General features: G+C 65.8%; 16 protein-coding genes. 10 read left to right on the top strand and 6 right to left on the bottom strand.

Annotated features, from left to right (window positions below; translation table 11 throughout):
• Positions 1-87 precede the first annotated feature (87 nt).
• A complete protein-coding gene (locus ACOGXQ_RS15100; RefSeq protein ID WP_419944443.1) occupies positions 88-1,107 on the bottom strand; it encodes a zinc-binding dehydrogenase in 1,020 nt (339 codons plus the stop codon).
• A 75-nt stretch (positions 1,108-1,182) separates the two neighbouring features.
• Positions 1,183-1,917: a crotonase/enoyl-CoA hydratase family protein gene (locus ACOGXQ_RS15105; RefSeq protein WP_419944444.1), complete on the bottom strand. Its 735-nt coding sequence runs from the start codon at positions 1,915-1,917 to the stop codon at positions 1,183-1,185.
• Between the two features lie 73 nt (positions 1,918-1,990).
• Between ACOGXQ_RS15105 and ACOGXQ_RS15110 the strand changes: the two genes are divergently transcribed.
• Together ACOGXQ_RS15110 and ACOGXQ_RS15115 are read left to right on the top strand one after the other, a co-directional pair.
• Positions 1,991-3,208, top strand: coding sequence for a cytochrome P450 (locus ACOGXQ_RS15110; protein ID WP_419944445.1), 1,218 nt, complete (start codon positions 1,991-1,993; stop codon positions 3,206-3,208).
• A gap of 157 nt (positions 3,209-3,365) precedes the next feature.
• Entirely contained in the window at positions 3,366-4,556 is a 1,191-nt protein-coding gene (locus ACOGXQ_RS15115) for an MFS transporter (RefSeq protein ID WP_419944446.1), read from the top strand.
• 70 nt (positions 4,557-4,626) lie between these two features.
• Here the strand turns inward: ACOGXQ_RS15115 and ACOGXQ_RS15120 are convergent, their stop codons facing one another.
• The 4 genes from ACOGXQ_RS15120 to ACOGXQ_RS15135 form a co-directional block, all read right to left on the bottom strand.
• A complete protein-coding gene (locus ACOGXQ_RS15120; RefSeq protein ID WP_419944447.1) occupies positions 4,627-4,905 on the bottom strand; it encodes an HU family DNA-binding protein in 279 nt (92 codons plus the stop codon).
• A gap of 83 nt (positions 4,906-4,988) precedes the next feature.
• On the bottom strand, positions 4,989-5,915 hold the full coding sequence (locus tag ACOGXQ_RS15125; protein ID WP_419944448.1) for an ABC transporter permease: 927 nt from the start codon (positions 5,913-5,915) through the stop codon (positions 4,989-4,991).
• Positions 5,902-6,921 (bottom strand): ABC transporter permease, encoded by a 1,020-nt coding sequence (locus tag ACOGXQ_RS15130; RefSeq protein WP_419944449.1) that lies wholly within the window; start codon positions 6,919-6,921, stop codon positions 5,902-5,904. Before ACOGXQ_RS15130 ends, ACOGXQ_RS15125 begins: the two co-directional genes overlap by 14 nt.
• Before the next feature lie 24 nt (positions 6,922-6,945).
• Entirely contained in the window at positions 6,946-8,649 is a 1,704-nt protein-coding gene (locus ACOGXQ_RS15135; RefSeq protein ID WP_419944450.1) for an ABC transporter substrate-binding protein, read from the bottom strand.
• Between the two features lie 264 nt (positions 8,650-8,913).
• On the opposite strand from ACOGXQ_RS15135, the gene ACOGXQ_RS15140 reads away from it, so the two are divergent.
• From ACOGXQ_RS15140 to ACOGXQ_RS15175, 8 genes are all read left to right on the top strand, one after another.
• Positions 8,914-9,300: a RidA family protein gene (locus ACOGXQ_RS15140; protein ID WP_419944451.1), complete on the top strand. Its 387-nt coding sequence runs from the start codon at positions 8,914-8,916 to the stop codon at positions 9,298-9,300.
• Between the two features lie 2 nt (positions 9,301-9,302).
• Complete coding sequence (gene dtd, locus ACOGXQ_RS15145; RefSeq protein WP_419944452.1) at positions 9,303-9,740, top strand: D-aminoacyl-tRNA deacylase; 438 nt, start codon at positions 9,303-9,305, stop codon at positions 9,738-9,740.
• 54 nt (positions 9,741-9,794) lie between these two features.
• Entirely contained in the window at positions 9,795-10,829 is a 1,035-nt protein-coding gene (locus ACOGXQ_RS15150) for a LacI family DNA-binding transcriptional regulator (RefSeq protein WP_419944453.1), read from the top strand.
• A gap of 106 nt (positions 10,830-10,935) precedes the next feature.
• Positions 10,936-13,680: a hypothetical protein gene (locus tag ACOGXQ_RS15155; protein ID WP_419944454.1), complete on the top strand. Its 2,745-nt coding sequence runs from the start codon at positions 10,936-10,938 to the stop codon at positions 13,678-13,680.
• Between the two features lie 181 nt (positions 13,681-13,861).
• Positions 13,862-15,244, top strand: a complete 1,383-nt coding sequence (locus tag ACOGXQ_RS15160; RefSeq protein WP_419944455.1) for an extracellular solute-binding protein — start codon at positions 13,862-13,864, stop codon at positions 15,242-15,244.
• Positions 15,245-15,352: 108 nt separating this feature from the next.
• Complete coding sequence (locus ACOGXQ_RS15165; RefSeq protein ID WP_419944456.1) at positions 15,353-16,801, top strand: ABC transporter permease subunit; 1,449 nt, start codon at positions 15,353-15,355, stop codon at positions 16,799-16,801.
• Positions 16,798-17,685 (top strand): carbohydrate ABC transporter permease, encoded by an 888-nt coding sequence (locus tag ACOGXQ_RS15170; protein WP_419944457.1) that lies wholly within the window; start codon positions 16,798-16,800, stop codon positions 17,683-17,685. The genes ACOGXQ_RS15165 and ACOGXQ_RS15170 overlap by 4 nt, the downstream gene beginning before the upstream one ends.
• 48 nt (positions 17,686-17,733) lie before the next feature.
• Positions 17,734-18,837, top strand: a complete 1,104-nt coding sequence (locus ACOGXQ_RS15175) for an ABC transporter ATP-binding protein (RefSeq protein ID WP_419944458.1) — start codon at positions 17,734-17,736, stop codon at positions 18,835-18,837.
• The last annotated feature ends 20 nt before the right edge of the window (positions 18,838-18,857 follow it).

Here is an 18,857-nt window from a genome sequence, read left to right on the forward strand (position 1 = left end):
TGGCGGAAACGGAAGTCGATGACGACTATGTCGTCGCTGTCGCCGCCGCAGGCCGGAGGCCTCCCATCGCGGCCACGGCTACGAAGCTCAGACCGGCGCGTCGGCGGTGATGACGATCTTGCCGAAGAAACGGCGCTCCTCCATGGCCCGGTGCGCCTCGACGCCGTCGGGCAACGGCACCAGCGAATCGATGACCGGCACCAACTCGCGTGACTGCACCAGCCGCAAGAGCTCGTCGAGGTCGCTGCGCTGCCAGCCGTTGGAGCCCCGGATGTCCATCTCCGCCGTCCAGATGAAGCGCAGGTCGGTCGGCGGGTCGTAGCCCGCTGTCGCCCCGCAGGTGAGCACCCGGCCGCGCTGGCGCACGCATCGCAGCGAGCGGGCCCATGTGTCGCCGCCGGTGAAGTTCACCACGACGTCATAACCGCCCCCGGCGAACAGGCCGCCGGTCTGCTCCCGGCAGTAGCGGGCGATGTCCACCTCGGAGTAGTTGATGGTCTCGTCAGCGCCGAGCTCAGCGAGGCGCTCGCACTTCTCGTCGGTACCCGCAGCAGCAATCACCTTCGCACCCCGCATCTTGGAGATCAGCAGGGCGCTGGTGCCCACTCCCCCGCTGGCGCCCAGGATCAACACAGCATCGTCGGGGCCGACCTCGCCCCGGGTGATCATCATCCGGTGTGCGGTCCCATACGCCACCGGCAGGCACGCGGCGTCGGCGTAGGAGACGTCATCGGGCAGCGAGATCAGCTGGCTGTCGCGCACCGTGACGTACTCGGCATACGCGCCCCACAGGGTGTCGCCGATCATGAAGATCTTGCCGGTGTCGCGGTCCCAGTGGACCGGGTCTGCCAGCGCTCGGTCCCCGACCGACCAGCCCTCCACGCCGGGACCCAGTTCGGCGACCTGACCCGCCGCGTCACAGCCGGGAATGCCCGGCAGCGGCACCTTGATGCCCGGCATGCCCCGGCGGGTGAACACGTCGTGGTAGTTGAGCGAGCAGGCCCGCACCGCGATGCGCACCTCGCCCGGTCGCAGGTCGGGAGTGTCGATGTCGCGGCAGGACAGGACGTCGATGTCACCGTGCTCGTCGAAGACGATGGCCTTCATCGCTGAGCCTCCATTTCGCTGGTCCCCTTCGATGTGCCGACGCGTTGTGCAGGGCGTCGTCTCATGCCGCAGCAGTCACGCCGCAGCAGCCCGATCCCGATCGATCGATGCGTCCATCGAAGCGAGCACGTCGCCGCGCAGCGCTCTCACCGTGCCGGCGTAGGCGCGTGCGTCGAGCGTCTCCGCCAGCTCGGCGGCCACCTCGACTGCTCTGTCCACGACGGCATCAGGGTTGACGGCTTCGTCGAGGTAGCCGGCCTCGACCGCGCCGGATCCATCGAGCAGGCGGGCGTTGGCAACGCAGCGCTGCAGGTGGCGGCGCGACAGCCGCTCCTTGGCGATCGTCATAGCCCAGTCGGGCAGCGTCAACGCGATGGCTACCTCGTTCAGACCGATCTTGACCGGCGCGTCGGACCCGACACGGTGGTCGCAGCCGAGCAGCAGCAGCGCCCCTGCGGCGACCGCGTGACCGGTGCATGCCGCCACTACCGGCACCGACGAGCCGTAGGCCCGCCGCACCATCGCTCCGCCGGCGGTGACCAGTTCGGTCATGGCCGCCCGGTCGTCGCCGCGGATCACGTTGAGATCGAATCCCGCGAAGAAGGCCCGATCGTTGCCCGCTATCACGACCGCCCCGATGCCGTCGTCGGCTTCGGCAGCGTCGATCTGGGCGTCGAGCGCTGCCAGCATCGACACCGAGAAGGCGTTGGCCTTGCCGTCGTCCACCTCGACCAGCAGCACCTTGCCGTGCCGGCTGGTCGAGACGGTGCCGTTCGCTGAATCGCTGCCTGCAGGCGGGGGGGTGCTCATCGCCGGAATGCTACGGCTGCGACCCCAAGCGTGCCGGAACCGGCACCAGCGCAGCACTGGTTAGGGTGCGCACATGGCGGTGCAGGTTGCCGATGTGGACATGCCCGAGATGGAGCTGGATCCGACGACATGGAAAGAGCAGCGGCAGGCGTTGCTCAAGCTCATCAACAGCGGAGACTGGATCGCGCGGACCCCGCTGGGCTATGTCATCACCCGTTACGACGACGCCACTGCCATGCTGCGCGACGACCGCTGGTACTCCGCTATCGGGCTGATTGCGGACATGCAGGGCTATGACCATCCGGATTTCAGGCGACGCAGCGGTCGCAACATCTTGGCCATGGAGGGCGAAGAGCATCACCGAATCCGGCGCCTCGTGGGACCCGCGTTCACGCCGAAATCGGCCGAGCGGCTGCGCCCGTTCATGGCGGAGGTCATCAACGAACTGCTCGACCCGGTCTGCGCACGGGGCAGCGCCGAGTTCGTCAGCGAAGTGTGCGAGCCCTACCCGATTCCGATCATCTGCGAGATGCTTGGCGCTCCGCGCGAGGACTGGAAGCTGTTCGGTCGGCTGGCGACTGACATCTTCCGGATCTTCAACGGCAACCTGCATCGGGACGGCCCTGTGATCGTCGCAGCGCAGGACGAGATGGAGACCTACATGACAGCGCTCATTGCAGAGCGGCGGACGTCTCCGCGCGACGACCTGCTGACGGACCTGATAGCCGCCGAGGAAGAAGGAGACCGGCTGACGACCGAGGAAATGCTGTCGCTGGCAAACTCGCTGCTGCTCGCCGGCACGGACACGACGCGCAACCAGCTCGCGTGCGCGGTGGCGCTGTTCTGCCAGCACCCCGACCAGCTCCGTCGCATCGCCGATGACCCGTCACTGGCGCCCGGCGCCGTCGAAGAGGTCATGCGCTATCTCGGCGCGATCCGGGGCACCGCTCGGTTTGCGAGCGAGCCGATCATCTATCGCGACATCGAGTTCCCGCCCGACACGTTCATCTTCCCGAGCCTGGTGGGAGCCAACTACGACGACGAGAAGTTCGCTGAGCCCACCGACTTCGACATCACCCGACGCTCGGGCACACCCCACATGACCTTCGGCAGCGGTATCCACTACTGCTTGGGAGCGTTCCTGGCCCGAGCCGAACTGCAGGAGTCATTCAAGGCGATAGCGACGCGAATGCCGGACTTGCGGTTCGACGGCGAGGTGAAGTGGAAGCCGCTCTCGGACGGGATCTGGGGCCCGACATCGCTTCCGATCAGGTTCACGCCGGGACATTGACCCTCGCCGAGATCTGCTGATGGGTCGCCTGCCCGATGTCTTCGGGGTCTCGCGGGACCCAATCACCCGTCGACAAGACGGGTCTGGCGATGCGGCTGCGCCTCCCCCTTCCCCCGCCGGTGCTGCCAGCACCCCAACGGGGTCTTCGCTCGAGCGCGTGCGTTGGGGCCGGGTGCTCCTCGTCGCCCTGTCGGGTGTGGTGTCGCATGTCTTCGGGCGGGCCACAGTGGGTGTACTGGTACCCGCGATGGCAGAAGATCTCGAGTTCGGCGACACGCTGATCGGCGCACTCGGCTCGGCCAATATGGGCGCCTACTTCGCCGGAGTGGTCATCGTCACGTTCACTGCTGGGCGCATCGAACCGTTCACGCTGCTGCGAGCCGGCATTGTCACCTCTACCGTGGGCCTCGCGGTGATCGGCACCGCGTCAGGCCCGGCAGCAGTAGTGATCGGGACCGCGCTGGCCGGACTCGGCGGAGGCGGCATCTGGCTCACCGCACCCGTGATCGCCAGCGATGGCGTGCCGGCAAGCCGCCGCGGCGCCGCACTGGGCACGCTCACCGCCACCATGGGCGCCGCACTCATCGGCGTGCCCCTCGCGACCACGGCTCTGCGCAGCATTGCAGCCGACGATGCGATCTGGCGGCCCATCTGGCTGGCCCAGGCTGCGCTCTCGGTTCTGCTGCTGGCAGCGCTGTCGGTCTTGGTCCGTGCTCGACGCACCGAGCGAGTCGGCGCCGCAGGCGGCTTCGGGGCACTGCGCCGGATTCACGGATGGAAGCGCGCTGTCGCGGCCTACATGGGGTTCGCGTACATGACTTCCTCGTTCGCGAATTTCCTGGGGCGAGCGCTGGAGGGCGACCATGACTTCAGTCGCACCGCCGCGACGCTGGTGTTCTCGTGGATGGGCGCGGGCTCGATCGCGGGCGCGCTGGCCTTCGGCCGTCTCAGCGACCGGATGGCACGGCCCGCGACCATGGCCACAGTCATGGCTCTGAGCGCCGGCGCCAGCGCCGCCTTGGCGACACGCGCTCCCGGCGCCTTGATCGTTGCCGCAGTGGTGCTCTTCGGCGGAGCGTCGTTTTCGTACCCGTCGCTCATCGCGACGTTCGTGAGCGATCACGTCTCTGATCGCACGTTTGCCGCGGTTCTCGGCACGATGACGATGTTCTACGGCCCCGCGTCGGTCATAGGGCCGACAGCGAGCGGCTGGCTCGCCGATCGGACCGGGAGCTTCAACGCGACCTACTGGGCCATCGCTGCGATTGCGCTGGCATCATGCGCCTGCATGGCAACGATGCAACGCGACCGGCGTGAGGCGCTGCTGCCGTACACGCCGGTCGCGTAGATCTCGCTGTGTGAGCCTCGGCTGTGTGAGCCTCGCTGGCTGTATGAGCTGCGGGAGACTGAGTGCCAGCTCAGCTCATCAGGTGCTTTTTCATGGCGGATGCAGTTGCCAGCTTCAGCGAGCGGCTCGGGCCGATCTCAATGGACTCGCCGGTCTGGGGGTTGCGGCCCATGCGAGCACCGCGCTCGGACATGGAGAACGAGCCGAATCCCGGCCAGCTGACCTTGCCGCCGGACTTGACTTCCTCCACGACGAGATCGAAGAATGCTGTCAGCGTGCGGTCCGCATCGCCCGCAGTCACGCCGGCCCTAGCTGCTACCGCCTTGATGGTCTCTGCCTTGTTCGCCACGATCGAGTTCCTCTCCTGAAGTGAATCGGGGATTACACATCAGCACAGATGCGACCCCCGGTGGTGGAATTGCGGCCCGTTGTCTATCGGCGCGAACGGTGACTCCCACCTTGGGAACAACTTCGATTCGGCAAACGCTCGCGACCGTCGCTGCGCACATCGAAGGCGTCGCGCAGCCCGTCGCCGACGAAATTGACGGCGAGCACCGTCACGGCGATGGCCGTGCCCGGCGCGACGACCAGCCACGGCGCAACGGTGGTGAAGCCTTCGTTGCCGCCCAGCATGTTCCCCCATGTCGGCGTATGGGCGGGACTCACGCCGAGGCCCAAGAAGCTGAGCACCGATTCGGCAAGGATGGCGCCAGCAGCAGCGAGCGAGACCGCCACGGAAATCTCGCCGACCAGATTCGGCAGCAGGTGCCTGAACATGATCCGCCGAATCGGGGCGCCCATCGCCTTTGCTGCTGCGATGAACTCCTGCTCTCGCAGCACGAGTACTCTGCCGCGGATGATCCGGGCGAGGGCCATCCAGCCCAGCGGCGCGAGGGCCAGCACGACGTCCCACATGCTGTCTCCGAGCAGCCTCGCGAGCATGGCTATCACCATCAGGCCCGGCAGTGCGAGCAACGAGTCGGTGAACCGCATCAACAGCGCATCGGTGACCCCGCCGAGGTAACCGGCCGCCATCCCGATGAGCGTCCCGGCGACCGTGGCCAGCAGCGCGACCGCCAGTCCCACAGCCAACGAAATGCGCCCCGCGTAGAGCATCTGACTGAGCGTGTCCCGGCCCAGCGTGTCGGTGCCCAGCAGATAATCGACGCTGGGCGGAGCTACGAGGTCGTCGAGGTGCTGCTCGCCTTGGGGGTACGGAGCGAGCATGTCGGCGCCCACTGCGGCAAGCACGATGCCGACAAGCACCGCCAACGACACCAGCGAGAGGCGGCGGCGGGTGAATCGCCGCCACGCAGTGACCCCGGGCCGCTCGGGCTGTGCGAGCTCAGCGTGTGCCACGACGGATCCGCGGGTCGAGCACGCCGTAGAACAGATCGGCTGCGAGATTCATGAGGAACACTGCGGCGGCCACCAGCATGGTGGTGGCCAGCAGCATCGTGTAGTCGCCGTCGAACAGGGACTTCAGGAACAGCCGCCCCATACCGGGGTACTCGAACACCTGCTCGGTCACGATGAGCCCGCCGACGAGTTGGCCCATGTCGATGGCGGCCTGCGTCGTTACCGGGATGAGCGCGTTGCGGACACCGTGACGGATGATGACGGTGCGCTCCCGCATGCCTTTGCCTCGGGCCACCCGGACATGATCCGAGCTCAGGACATCGAGCAGGCTCGCCCGCATGTAGCGGCTGTAGACGGCCACCAGCTGCAGCGACAAGGCCATCGCCGGCAGTGCAAGGTGCCGCAGGCGGTCAACGAGATCGAAGCCCTGCTGACCGGGCGAGTACAAGCCCGCGGTCGGCAGCAGCGGCGGCGTCACACCCAGCCAGTTCGCCAGCCAGAGCCCGAAGAACAACTGCAGCATCAGCCCCAGCCAGAAGACCGGGATCGAGATGCCCACGAACGACAGCGTGGTGACGGTGTCGTCGATCAGCGAGCCGCTGCGGACCGCGGACAGCGTCCCGACGGTGATCCCCAAGGCCAACGATGCCGCGATGGCGATGACGACCAGCAGCAGCGTGTTGGCCAGCGCTGTCCGCACGATGGGCCACACCTCTGCGCCGTTGCGGACCAGTGAGACGCCCAGGTCGCCGGACACGAAGTCGGCCAGCCACCGCAGGTAGCGAACGACCAGCGGGTCATTGAGACCGAGGGAGTCGAGATAGGCCGTCCGGGCTGCAGGTGTGATCCGCGGGTTGAGCGCCAGATCGATTCCTGGCTTGGCGATCTGGTTTGCCGCCCAGAAGACGCCGAACGAGATGGCCAGCAGTATCGGCACCGCTGCCGCCAATCGCCGGAGCACGTAGCGCAGCAACTGTCTCGCTCCCGAACCCGCGCCGCGCGTCACGCTGATGGCGTCACCTTGCCTGCATCACTCCGTCACAGTCCAGTCGTACATGTCGAAGAACCCGCCGTATGGGCTCGAGGCGTAGGCGCCTGGGCCATCGACCACCGACGTGTCCCACACCAGCAGGTTCGGCAGCACGTACAGCGGGATCCACGGCATGTCGTCGGCCAGGATCTTGCTCAGCTGATGCACCAGCTCGAGACGCGCTGCCGGATCCACCTCTGCGTCGATCTCAAACGCCAAGTCGCTGGCCTGCTGGCTGCGGTATGCCGTGAAGTTCTGTCCGGTGTAGCCGTTCTCTTCGGTCGGCACCCCGTCGATGTCATAGAAGCTGGTCACCGACGGGTCAGGATTGGTGCTGTTGGCGAACAGTGCCACCGGGCCGAAATTCATCACCGGCAGGCGATTCTGGAACAGCTCCCCGGCGTCGTAGTTGATGATCTCCCAGCCGATGCCGTACGGCGCGGTCATCTCCACGACCAGCGCCTGCACGTCCTCGCGGCGCTTGTTGCCGGCGACGGTGTTCCACGCCAGCACCAGTTCTTCACCGTCGGCATTGATCCACAGACCGTCGGGATCGGGCCGCGTCCAGCCTTCGGCTTCCAGCAGCTCAGCGACCTTGGCAGCATCGGGGCCGTACTGCTCGAAATCGGGCCGGCACCAGTCGCCGAAGCCCGGATTCCAACCGGCGCACTGCAACACCTGCGGGTCGGGAATGATCGAACCGAGCGCAACATCGGCGATACGCTCGCGGTCGAGCGCGTAGGCAATCGCTTGGCGGACGTTCGTGGTGAGATCGAAGCGGCGGTCGGGGGCGTCCTGATTGATCCAGAGCCCCTCGATGAAGGTGCCCTCCCCGACGGCGGAAACCAAGTCACCGGCGATGCGGTCATTTGCCCCGGGGAAGGGCTGAGGGAACGCAGCCATGACCTCGCCGGTCTGCAGGGCCAGCATTTCAGAGTCGGTGTCCTCGCGGGGCACCATCACCACCCGGTCGAGCTGCGGGATCCGATCGGCATCCCAGTAGTTGCGATTGGGCACCATGATGTGCTGCTGAGCACCCCATTCCTCGGAAATCCACGGCCCGCCCGAAATGGTGATCTCGTCGTTCCATTTGTCTGCGATGTCGGTGTCGGGTCCGAGTTCGTGGGCGGGCAGCAGCCCGCCGAACAGCGTCTGCCACGGCGCGTAGGACTCGCTGAAGGTGACGACTGCAGTGTGCGGGTCGGAATGATCGATGTCGGTGATCAGTTCCAAGCCGATGGTGCTGAGGGTGCCGGTGGTGTCGAGACCGGCCCGCCATGTGAACCACACGTCGGTGCTGGTGATCGGCGTGCCGTCGCTCCAGACGGCCTCGGGGTTCAGACGGTAGGTGAGCGTGAACGTTCCGTCCTCGGCGGTGACCAAGCCGCCGTTGTCCACGCTGGGCGCCTCGACCAGCAGCGACGACGCCACGAAGTCGTTGCCCACGTCGAGCTCCATCAGCCGTGGCAAGACGTGCACGAGCACCGACCACAGCGTCCACGACGCGTTGGCGCATGACGTCACCGGGTTGATGCACTCGGGCCACTGCTCGACCGCCAGCACGAGCGTGCCGCCGCTGGGCTGCGCTCCGTCGCCGGGAGCGTCTGTGTCGTCGGGTGCAGCGGCGGCTTCCGTGGATGTCGCGGCTGCGGGCTCGTCGGCGGAGATGTCGCTGCTGCAGGCCGCGACGATGAGCACCGCCACGGCTACAGCCCCGGTGAACCGCCTCCGAACTGCCGGCCGCGATGCCGACGCTGCATGTCGTCGGGTCAGATCGGCGCGCGGTGCACGATGCTCTTGAGCGTGATGCCTAGCCATGACAGCAAGATAATGCTGCTGTCATCGCCCACCGGATCAGTGTCGACGCTCTCGTCTGAGTCCTTGCATGAGGTCCTTGCATGAGGCAGTGCCGCCAAGGCTGAGCCCCTCTCGAGCGCGTTGGCTGCACACGCGATCCACAATGTGGGCATGAGTGAACGACAGAACATCTCGAGCAGCGGGCCGATGGAGGCTGTCGCCGGTTATTCACGAGCAGTCCGGATCGGCAACCATGTCGCTGTCGCCGGCAGCACCACGCTGGGTCCCGACGGTGTGGCGCACCCTGGCGATTGCTACGCGCAATCCATGGCCGCCTTCGAGATCATCAAGCGAGCACTCAGCGAGGCCGGCGCCCAGATGGGCGACGTCATCCGGACGCGATCCTTCGTGACCGACATCTCCATGTCGGGCGATTTCAGCCGTGCGCATGGCGAGGTGTTCGGCGAGATCCGGCCGGCCTCCACGCTCGTCGAGGTGTCAGCGCTGGTCCATCCCGACCTCGTCATCGAAATCGAAGCCGACGCGATCATCGCCTGAGCATGCGAGCTCTGCTGCAGCGGGTCGCCGAGGCCCGGGTACGCGTCGGCGGCAGGATGGTCGGCGAGATCGGCCCCGGACTGTGCTGCCTGGTCGGTGCCACGCACAGCGACAGCGCCGAGTCGGCCCGCAAGCTGGCCGGCAAGCTCTGGAACCTGCGCATCTTCGCCGACGACAACGGCCAGATGAACAGGTCGGTCGCCGACACCAGCGGCGAGGTGCTGGTGGTCAGCCAGTTCACGCTGTACGGCGACACCCGCAAGGGCCGGCGCCCCTCGTTCGTGGCCGCAGCAGCACCGGATGAGGCCGCCAAGCTCATCGACGAGCTGGCAGCGGAGCTTCGCCGCCTCGGCGCGACGGTGGCCACCGGGTCATTCGGTGCTCACATGGAGGTGGAGCTCACCAACGACGGCCCCGTCACCTTGATGGTCGAAGTCTGACCCGACCAATCTCGTCCCGGCGAAGGTTGCAAGGCCGCGGGTAGCGTCATGACGATGGCGCCGGCGAACGGCAGGGTTACTCTCCACGATGTTGCGCGGGAACTGGGCATGTCCGTCACCCAGACGTCGCGGGCGCTGAATGACAAGTGGGATGTCGCCGAGAAGACAAAGACACGCGCCCGCGCCGTGGCTGCTGAGCTGGGCTATATCCCCAATCTCGAAGCCCGCCGGCTGAGAACCGGATCGGTGCAAGCAGACGCCATCGGCCTCGTGCTCCCCCAGAGCGAGCTGCACTTCAGCAATGCCTTCTTCGCGGAACTCCTCGCGGGCCTCGTCGCAGCCGCAACGGCGCGGCAGGTCGAAGTGAGATTGGTGGTCAGCGTCGGATCAGCGCACGATTTCAAGAACTACCAGCAGGCATTCCAGCGGCGGCAGGCCGACGGCTTCGTCCTAGTGCGAACTGAGGTCGACGATCCGCGCATCGGATTCTTGACGGAGGCCGGCTTCCCGTTCGTTGCCTTCGGTCGAGGTTGCGACACTCCGTCCTTTCCCTTCGTCGACGACGTCGACCACGTCATGAATCCCATCGTCGCCCATCTCGCCGACCTCGGTCATCGGCGGATCGGCTGCATCATCGAACCGGCGCACTTCAGCATGTCGCGCTACCGGTTCCGGTCGTTCGAGCACGCAGCCGCCGGATGCGGGATCGCCGTTGATCCAGACTTGGTCGTCGAAGCCGACTTCCACGAAGACTCCGGCTACGCCGCGGCTCGCAACCTGTTCCGCAAAGCGGACCGGCCGACCGCGATCGTCGCGCAAAACGATCTTCTCGCCCTCGGGGCGCTTGCCGCCGCGCGAGATGCCGGCATCGGCGTGCCCGGCGAACTCAGCATTACCGGCTTCGACGACATTGCAGCGGGCCGCTACGCGACGCCCGGGCTCACGACAGTTCGCCGGTCACCGCGGGTCGTCGGCGAGACACTGTGTCTGCAACTCCTCGATGTGGTGAATGAAACCAGCGAGGCCGAACGTCAGGTCTTCCTTGATGCCGAGCTTGTCACGCGGGGCTCCACTGGTCCGATCCGGTGAGCGCCGCTGGTCGCGTTGACAGGCCTGTGTGAGTGTCCCTAGATTTCCGAAACCTTATGGAAATCTCCGCGCCTGATCGAGAGCGGTGCCGAAAGCGCGTGCGCTGATGGTCCCGACCACCCCTGCTTCTTCGGATGCGGTCCACATCATCAACCACACCCATTGGGATCGCGAATGGTTCTTGACCGAGGAGTACACCACCCCGTGGCTCCCTGAACTGATCGACGCCATCGACGAGCTCCACGCAGCCAATCCCGGTTTTCGATACCTGCTCGACGGTCAGACGCTGGCCATTGAGGACTTGCTGAGAACCCGACCGCAGTACGAGGACGCTGTGGGCCGACTGGTCAGCGGCGGCGTCCTCAGCATCGGGCCGTTCTACAGCCAGCCAGACTGGCGCATCACCGGCGGCGAACTGCTCGTGCGGAATCTCCGCCTCGGCTTGGCAGATGCCAATCGACACGGCGGGCGGGCCGCCACGGCTTGGCTGGTGGACACCTTCGGTCACATCTCGCAGGCACCGCAGCTGCTCGTGATGGCCGGCATCACGACGGCGTATGTCTGGCGCGGCGTGCCCCAGCTCGAGCCGCTGCTGCGATGGACGTCACCAGACGGCACGTCAGTGGCCGCGATCAACCTCTTCGGCGGGTACCGCAACCTCTATGGCATCTCGAGGACCGAATCGCTCGCAACCCGGCGTCTTCGAGGCGAGTACGACAAGCTTGCCGAGTACTACTCAGGATTGCCCATTCCGCTGTTCGACGGGTACGACCTCGAAACCGCACCAGAGGACCCTGTCGCGATCTATCGCGAACTCGACGATGGCCTTGGCGCGATTCACGTGATCGAATCCTCGCCTGAGCAGTACGCGCGGGCTGTGGATCGGCATGTCGGGACCGCGCCGGAGATCGTCGGGGAGCTGCTGTCGGGCAAATACGGCTCGACATTTCCCGGAACCCTGTCGGCGCGGACGTATCTGAAGCTCATGCATGCCGACGTCGAGCATCTGCTGCACCGCGTCTGCGAGCCATTGGCGACGCTGGCCGCCGTCTGCGACGCGCCGTATCGATCGGAGCTCTACGACGCCTGGGATCGCGAACTTCTTCGCAACGCGATCCACGACTGCATCTGCGGCGTGAGTGTCGACCCCGTACACGAACGCATGGAGCGCTCGTATCGGCGACTGCTGCATGAGATGGCGCGCGACGCCGAGCACTCGGCCCGCTGGGTGGCGCGGCGGATGCGAGACGGGCGATACGTACTGTCCACGACGCCGATGCCGCGCGCTGGCAGCGTGAGGACGGACGGGACGGTCTTCGAGTTCGACTCGAACGGTCTCGGGCTTGCGCCCCTCACGCCGCACTCTGCTCACGCTGACACGCCGCTCTTGAAGGACGAGGCGGTTGTCGGCCCATTCGGCCCAGTCGAGATCGCTCGCGGCTGCACCGTCGATCTCGGCGGCGTTGTCGTGGGGCCGCTCGAAGTGCGACGCGACAGCGGTGATGCCTATTCGAGTGAGCCTGGGGAACTGCTGGGCGTCGCCCGCATCACGTACGCGGAGATCGACTCCGCCAGCGATCTCGATATGGTGCTGCTCTTGCATCTGGCGTCCGACTGGAGCGACGGCGAACTGGCTGCGACGATGCGAGTTCGGCTGAGCCGGAGCCGAACCGTAGAACTCGATATCGACCTCGACAGCAGCGGATCGGACTTCATCGCCGAACTGGTCTTCGACCCCTGCTCCACCGGTGCCGTTTTGGCCGGCATGCCCTTCGACACCGTCGAGCGCCAACCGGCTGACCGCGATCTGCTCGGCCACGAGATCGAAGCCGGACTCGCACGAGTTCTCATGGGCCAGCGGGAAGTAGATGAGGTCACCACATTCCCGTTCCAAGACTTCGTTGCCGCATTCGACGGCGAACGCTCTGTCGTCGTGCATGCCCGAGGCCTGCGCGCCTACCGCATGACGCGCGACGGCGCCTTCGCACTCACGCTCCGTCGAAGCGTCGAGTGGCTGGCGAAAACGGGGCTGCGGGGGAGGGCCGGTGACGCCGGTCCGTCGATGTACGTCCCGGGCGCCAGATGCGAACGGCTCACACGGCTCGAGCTCGGGGTCTCTGTGATCGACGCAGCACCCGACTCTGCCGAATTCGTCGCTGCCTGCGATTCGTTCCGCAACCCGCCCATCGTGGTGGAGATCGCGGGAAGCCATGGGACGAGCACTCGATGGGAGCCTGTGCAATCCGCGCTGCCGATGTCCGCGCTCTGGCTGGACGACGGCGAGTCGATGGCGCGCTTCTACAACCCGACGACTGCTGAAGCCTCCTTGGAAGGGACCGTCGTCGGACCCGGTCTGGTCGGACCCGGTCGGATCGTCGAGCAACGTCTGAGGGTGCAGTCGCCGAGGCCGGAGCCATACAGATCTGCATCCCCGACAGTGAAGCTGCACGGCCTCGGCGCTGATCGCGGAGGCCGGTCGCGCTCGATGCCCGACGAGCAGATCGTGACCGCCCTGGACGAGAGGGCCGCGCAGCTGTCGGCTGAAGCCGCCGAGGTGCGCGCCTCGTTGGCCGGACTCGGCGGAAATCAGTATCACCTTGCCGTCCACCAGGCATTGGTCTGCGAACGCGAGAGCCACGAACTCGCATTGTCAGCGGCGTTCAATAGGCGACGGCTCGATCATCCCGAGGCCGAGGTGAGCCTGCCAGACACCGAAGTCCAGAACATCGCTGAATTGGGCAGATCGCTGAACGAGCTCAGAATACGCCGCAGGATCTACGACTATGTCGCCGAGCTCATCTCCCATCAGGCCGGAGCGACGTCAGGGCCGCATCCGCCGCAGCAAGCCTGAGCTCGCCGGGATTCGGCGCCACAGATCCCGGGCACGGTTGCGCTGAGCCTGCATGCCCATTGACATCGCCGAATTCAGTGCATAGATTCTCTGAAGTTTCCGAAACGTTGAGGATTTGTGCTCCTCAACGTCTCGGATGTGCACCGGCCCACCCGATGGCGTGGGGTTGGGAGGAGGATCCATGAAGCACCGCGGAGCACTGCCCGCCAGACTGCTGGCAATCGTGATGGCGCTTGCGCTTGTGGCTGCCGCTTGCAGCGACGACGACACCGACGCAAGCAGGCCCGCAGCGGACACCGCCGCGGTGACCGAACAGCCGGAACCGGAACCAGAACCTGCTGCGCCTGACGCGTCCGATGCCTCGATGGCCACCACGCAGATGGCAGCGGTCGAAGAACAGCCGATTCTGCTGGACATCACGTCGGCTGCCGGAAGCTCGGGCCTGGACATCACCTTCGGCGAGGAGGGGCCGTTCTTGGACCAGATCCTCGCCGGCGCCGGCCAGATCGATGTGCTCGGCGCGCTGCACGGGTCCTTCCCGCCGCTGGCGCGTGAGAACGCGCTCACCAATCTGGCCGACCTGCTCGACGATCTCAGTGCAGATCGCTCATTCGCCCCGTCCATGGTGAGTGCGGGTCTCCTCGGCACAGCGGACAACCTCGCGTTCGTGCCGTGGGCTCAAGCCACCTACATCATGGCGGCCAACAGGCAGGCGCTGGACTACGTGCCCGCCGGGGTCGATATCGACAACATGACTTGGGATGATCTGGCTGACTGGTGCCAAGCTCTGCTCGACGGCGAGGGGCGGCCACTGTGCGGCCTGCCCCGCGCCGGACTTTTCCACCGCTTCCTCGAGGGCTACATGTGGCCCTCCTACACCGGCGGCATGGTCAGCCAGTTCCGCAGCGACGGCGCCGAAGCGATGATGGCGTTCTTGCGCGACGATCTCTCGCCGACCCTCAACCCAGAGGGCATCAATTGGGACTTCATGCAGGAGCCGCTGCTCAGCGGCGAAGCGTGGGTCGCCTTCGACCATGTGGCCCGTCTCATCGAGGCATTCGAAACCGAACCCGAGACATTCGCAGCCTTTCCGACGCCGTCCGGCCCAGTCGGGCGCGGCTTCATGCCGGTGATCGTCGGCCTCGGCATTCCGGCCGATGCCCCGAACCCCGAGGCCGCGGCAGCCGCCATCGAATATCTGACCCGCCCTGACGTGCAGAGCCAAGTGCTGGCGCAGCTTGCCTTCTTCCCCGTCGTGGAGGGCGTCGACACGTCCAGCCTGCCCGAGGGCGTCGCCATCGAGGCCGAGGCCGTCGAGAAGCTGCTCAATGCACCCGACGGCATTCCGGCACTTCTGCCTGTCGGCCTCGGCGAACGCGGCGGTGAGATCAACCAGATCTTCCGCAACGCTTTCGACCGCATCGTCGACGGCGGCGAGGACATCGCCACCGTGCTCGACGAGGAAGGCGACGCTCTCCAAGCGTTGATGAACGAGACCGGTGCCCCGTGCTGGGATCCGGACCCGGCCGGCGACGGCCCGTGCGTCGTCGAGCCAGCCGGCTGAGACGGACGCAAGCCGACTGACGGCGGCATTCCTCCCGCCGGCGTTCCCGGTGCGTCGATCCGATGCACCGGGAACGCCCGTCAGTTCGTTATGCGATAGTTGCCGACGTTGACATCGATCAGCGCGGACGAGTCACCGACCACGGCAGCCTCTGCTGCTGACGACCGAGCACCGGACGCGGGAGGAGGCAGACGCCGGGCGCTCCGGCGCGCGGCCGCGCCGTATCTTCTCGTTGCGCCGGTCGTGATCTTCCTTGGTCTCTTCTTCGCCTACCCGATGTTTGAAGGCGTGCGGCTGGCCGTCTGGGACGATGACGCGGTGCTGCCGCTGCGGGTTGGGGCGGACCTCGGGGCGGCTGAGTCCGGCCGACTGTCGCAGGGCGCCACCGTCGAGATCCTCGGTAGGCAGGGCAACCTTCTCGCCGACGCCGACGCGACCGATCTGCTGACCGAGACGTGGTACCGCGTCGTCGTCGAGCAATCTGATGGCTCGGCAGTCGAAGGGTGGGCACCGGCGTCTCGCATCCGGGTCCGCGACGAACATCCCGACGGGACGCCGCGGACGGCGACGATCAGGCCGAAGCTCGACCAGCCCGGCGAGCCGCGAACCGTTCTGCGCGAGAAGCCAGGCAATGTGGCTGCCGGGACCGCATTCGCTGAACCGCGGGCGTCCGCTGCCATCACCGAGACCGCAATTCTCGAGGTTTGGTTCGACGTTCGCGGCACCGCTCCCGCCGAGGACGACCGGGGCTGGGTGCCGTCGCGCTTCGTCCAGGTCTTCGGCGACGGCGAAACCGGTCGTATAGACCGCGGAACGGCTGGGGAATTCACCGCCGACTTCATCCGCAAGATGTTCGACGATCGCTTCTTCGGTCCTGCTTGGAGCACCACGCTGGTGCTGCTTGCCCTGATCATTCCCGCCCAGTTCGTCCTCGCGCTGGGAATGGCGCTGGTCATCCACGCCAGGCTCAAGTTCAACTCGTGGTTCCTCTACGTGTTCACCATTCCGATGGGCATGAGCGATCTCGCCGTGGGCACCCTGTTCTTCTCGATCTTCACCGGGAACGGCTTGCTGAATTCAGTGCTCAACGGTCTCGGAGTCATCGACTCTCCCCATGTGTTTCTCAGTCCGCAGACGCAGAACTGGATCATCTTCGCCATCGTCGTCGCAGAGATCTGGCGCTCCACGTCCATCGTGATGGTGATCCTCGTGTCCGGGCTTCAGGCGATTCCCGACGAGACCTTGGAGGCCGCCGAATTGTTCGGCGCCTCCTACTGGCAGCGTGTGCGACACGTGATGCTGCCGTTGCTGAAGCCGAGCATTCAGGTGGCGCTCATCCTGCGGACGATTCTCGCCCTTCAGGTGTTCGCGGTGGTCATTGCGCTCGGAGGAGGAGACACGGTGACAGTGCTGACAAACGAGGCGTTCCGGCAGTACGCCGACTTCCGCAACAACCATGTCGCTGCTGCGTACGCGCTGTTCGTGCTCACGCTTTCGCTGGCGAGTGCCTACTTCTATCTTCGCTCCATGCGCACCGATGCTGAGATCCAACGATGACCGGCGGCTGCGTCAAGCCTCTGCCGCCGCTGGACTCCCCTGAAGTCCGCGCGCTGCATCGGCGCATGATGCGGCGGGCGAACCGGGGTCGGGTCTGGACCTACCTCTGCGCAGTGGGGATCGGCCTGTGGATTCTCATCCCGTTGTTCTTCCTGACCTCGATGGCGATGACCACGCGAGAAGCGGTCAGGTCGTATCCCAAGAATGTCCTGCCGTTCATACCGTTCTCGACCGACACCATCCGCTTCTTTCTCGACCAGCCCGGCGTGCTCGCGGGACTCTGGAACAGTCTTGTCGTAGCCGTGATCACGCTTCTGCTGTCGACGATCCTGGCCGCGCCCGCCGGATACGCCATCGCCCGGTACCTCTTTCGCGGGCGTGATCTGGTCCGGCTCGGAATCCTGGCCGTCCGGGCCTTTCCGATCGTCGTGCTGTCGATCCCGCTGGCTGTGCTCTTTTTGCGTGTCAGCATCTTCGACAGCGTCTTCAGCTTGGCGCTCATGCACACGGCGTTGACACTGCCGACGTCGGTCCTCATCATCGCCAGCGTGTTCGCAAGCGTTCCTCACGAGCTTGAAGAGGCTGGGCAGGTGTTCGGCGCCTCTGCCTTGCAGTCGTTCTGGCACATTGTCCTGCCGCTCGCGCTTCCGGGAATCGCAGCGAGTTCGGTGTTCGCTTTCGTGCTGAGCTGGAATGAAGTGTTCGCGGCGAGCGTGCTCACGCTGGAGAACAGGACGCTTCCTGCACTGCTGCTGGTCCAGCTCCAGCAATCGAGCGACGCATACCAGTTCGCCGGAGGATTCTTCTTGATGGCGCCGTCGCTGGTGTTCATGTTCTTCATCCGGAACTACTTGTTCAACATGTGGAGCCAAGTGACGAAGTGACTGAGGTGATTGTCCGGCCAAACCCCGCTGACACTGGGAACCGAAGCTGTGGCTGAGATCATCGTCGAGCACGCGACCAAGTCGTTCGGGGGCAAGCGAGCGATCGACGACGTGAGCCTGACCGTCAGCGACGGCGAGTTCTTGGTCTTGCTTGGGCCGAGCGGGTGCGGCAAGACCACGCTGCTGCGCGCGATCGCCGGACTCGGTCTGGTGGACTCCGGGCGCATCTCCATCGACGGACGCGATGTGACCTACTTGCCGCCGGGAGATCGCAAGATCTCGATGGTGTTTCAGAGCTACGCGATCTTCCCTCACATGTCGGTTCGCAACAACATCGGCTTCGGTTTGCGGATGACCAAGGCACCGAAGGAGTTGATTGACGAGCGGGTCGGCGAGGCGGCCGAACTGCTGCACATTGAAGAACTTCTCGACCGAAAGCCGAGCGCGATGAGCGGCGGCCAGCGACAGCGGGTCGCGGTCGCCCGCGCCTTGGCCATGAAGGCCGAGGTGCTCTTGATGGATGAGCCGCTGAGCAATCTCGACGCCTTGCTGCGGCTCGAGATGCGCGCCGAGCTCAAGCGCTTGCTGAGCGAGGTGAATGCGACGACGATGTATGTGACCCACGACCAGATCGAGGCGTTGAGCATGGGTGACCGCATCGCGGTCATGAAGGACGGGGTGCTGCAACAGGTCGAACGTCCCTCGGTGGTATACGAGAACCCGGCGAACGAGTTTGTCGGGGGCTTCATCGGCAATCCCCCGATGAACTTCCTCGACGGCGTCGTGGGTTGCGTCGATGGCCGTGTCTCCGTGGCTCTCGCAGGCCAGCCGATGCCGGTCGGATCTGCTTCGGCGGCACTCGATCGGTTCGACGGCCAGGCGATTCGGCTCGGGATGCGCGCCGAGAACATGGAGGCCTTGCACGCGCCCGCGTCCGATGCGCTGAGGGTCCGCGTAGCTGTCGTGGAGCCGCTCGGGTCTCAGAACCTGCTGACAGTCACCTTGGGATCAGATGGCACGACCGGGCAACCGCTGAAGATCTCGACGCATCCGACGTTCACGGCATCCGTCGGGCAAGAGCTGTGGATCCGGTTTCCCTCCGACCAGATCCGCTGGATCGACCCGCAGACCGGAACTGTTCTCGATTCCTGAGAACGTGCGCACGGGAGTCC

It is taken from the genome of Candidatus Poriferisodalis sp., assembly GCF_965208485.1.
In the GTDB taxonomy this organism is placed as follows: domain Bacteria; phylum Actinomycetota; class Acidimicrobiia; order Acidimicrobiales; family Poriferisodalaceae; genus Poriferisodalis.

Bases quoted from the DNA above. Each gene is read 5' to 3' on its own strand.
- ACOGXQ_RS15100 (WP_419944443.1), bottom strand. From the start codon at position 1,107: ATGAAGGCCATCGTCTTCGACGAGCACGGTGACATCGACGTCCTGTCC.
- ACOGXQ_RS15140 (WP_419944451.1), top strand. From the start codon at position 8,914: ATGAGTGAACGACAGAACATCTCGAGCAGCGGGCCGATGGAGGCTGTC.
- ACOGXQ_RS15155 (WP_419944454.1), top strand. From the start codon at position 10,936: ATGGTCCCGACCACCCCTGCTTCTTCGGATGCGGTCCACATCATCAAC.
- ACOGXQ_RS15160 (WP_419944455.1), top strand. From the start codon at position 13,862: ATGAAGCACCGCGGAGCACTGCCCGCCAGACTGCTGGCAATCGTGATG.
- ACOGXQ_RS15110 (WP_419944445.1), top strand. From the start codon at position 1,991: ATGGCGGTGCAGGTTGCCGATGTGGACATGCCCGAGATGGAGCTGGAT.
- ACOGXQ_RS15170 (WP_419944457.1), top strand. From the start codon at position 16,798: ATGACCGGCGGCTGCGTCAAGCCTCTGCCGCCGCTGGACTCCCCTGAA.
- dtd (WP_419944452.1), top strand. From the start codon at position 9,303: ATGCGAGCTCTGCTGCAGCGGGTCGCCGAGGCCCGGGTACGCGTCGGC.
- ACOGXQ_RS15150 (WP_419944453.1), top strand. From the start codon at position 9,795: ATGGCGCCGGCGAACGGCAGGGTTACTCTCCACGATGTTGCGCGGGAA.
- ACOGXQ_RS15105 (WP_419944444.1), bottom strand. From the start codon at position 1,917: ATGAGCACCCCCCCGCCTGCAGGCAGCGATTCAGCGAACGGCACCGTC.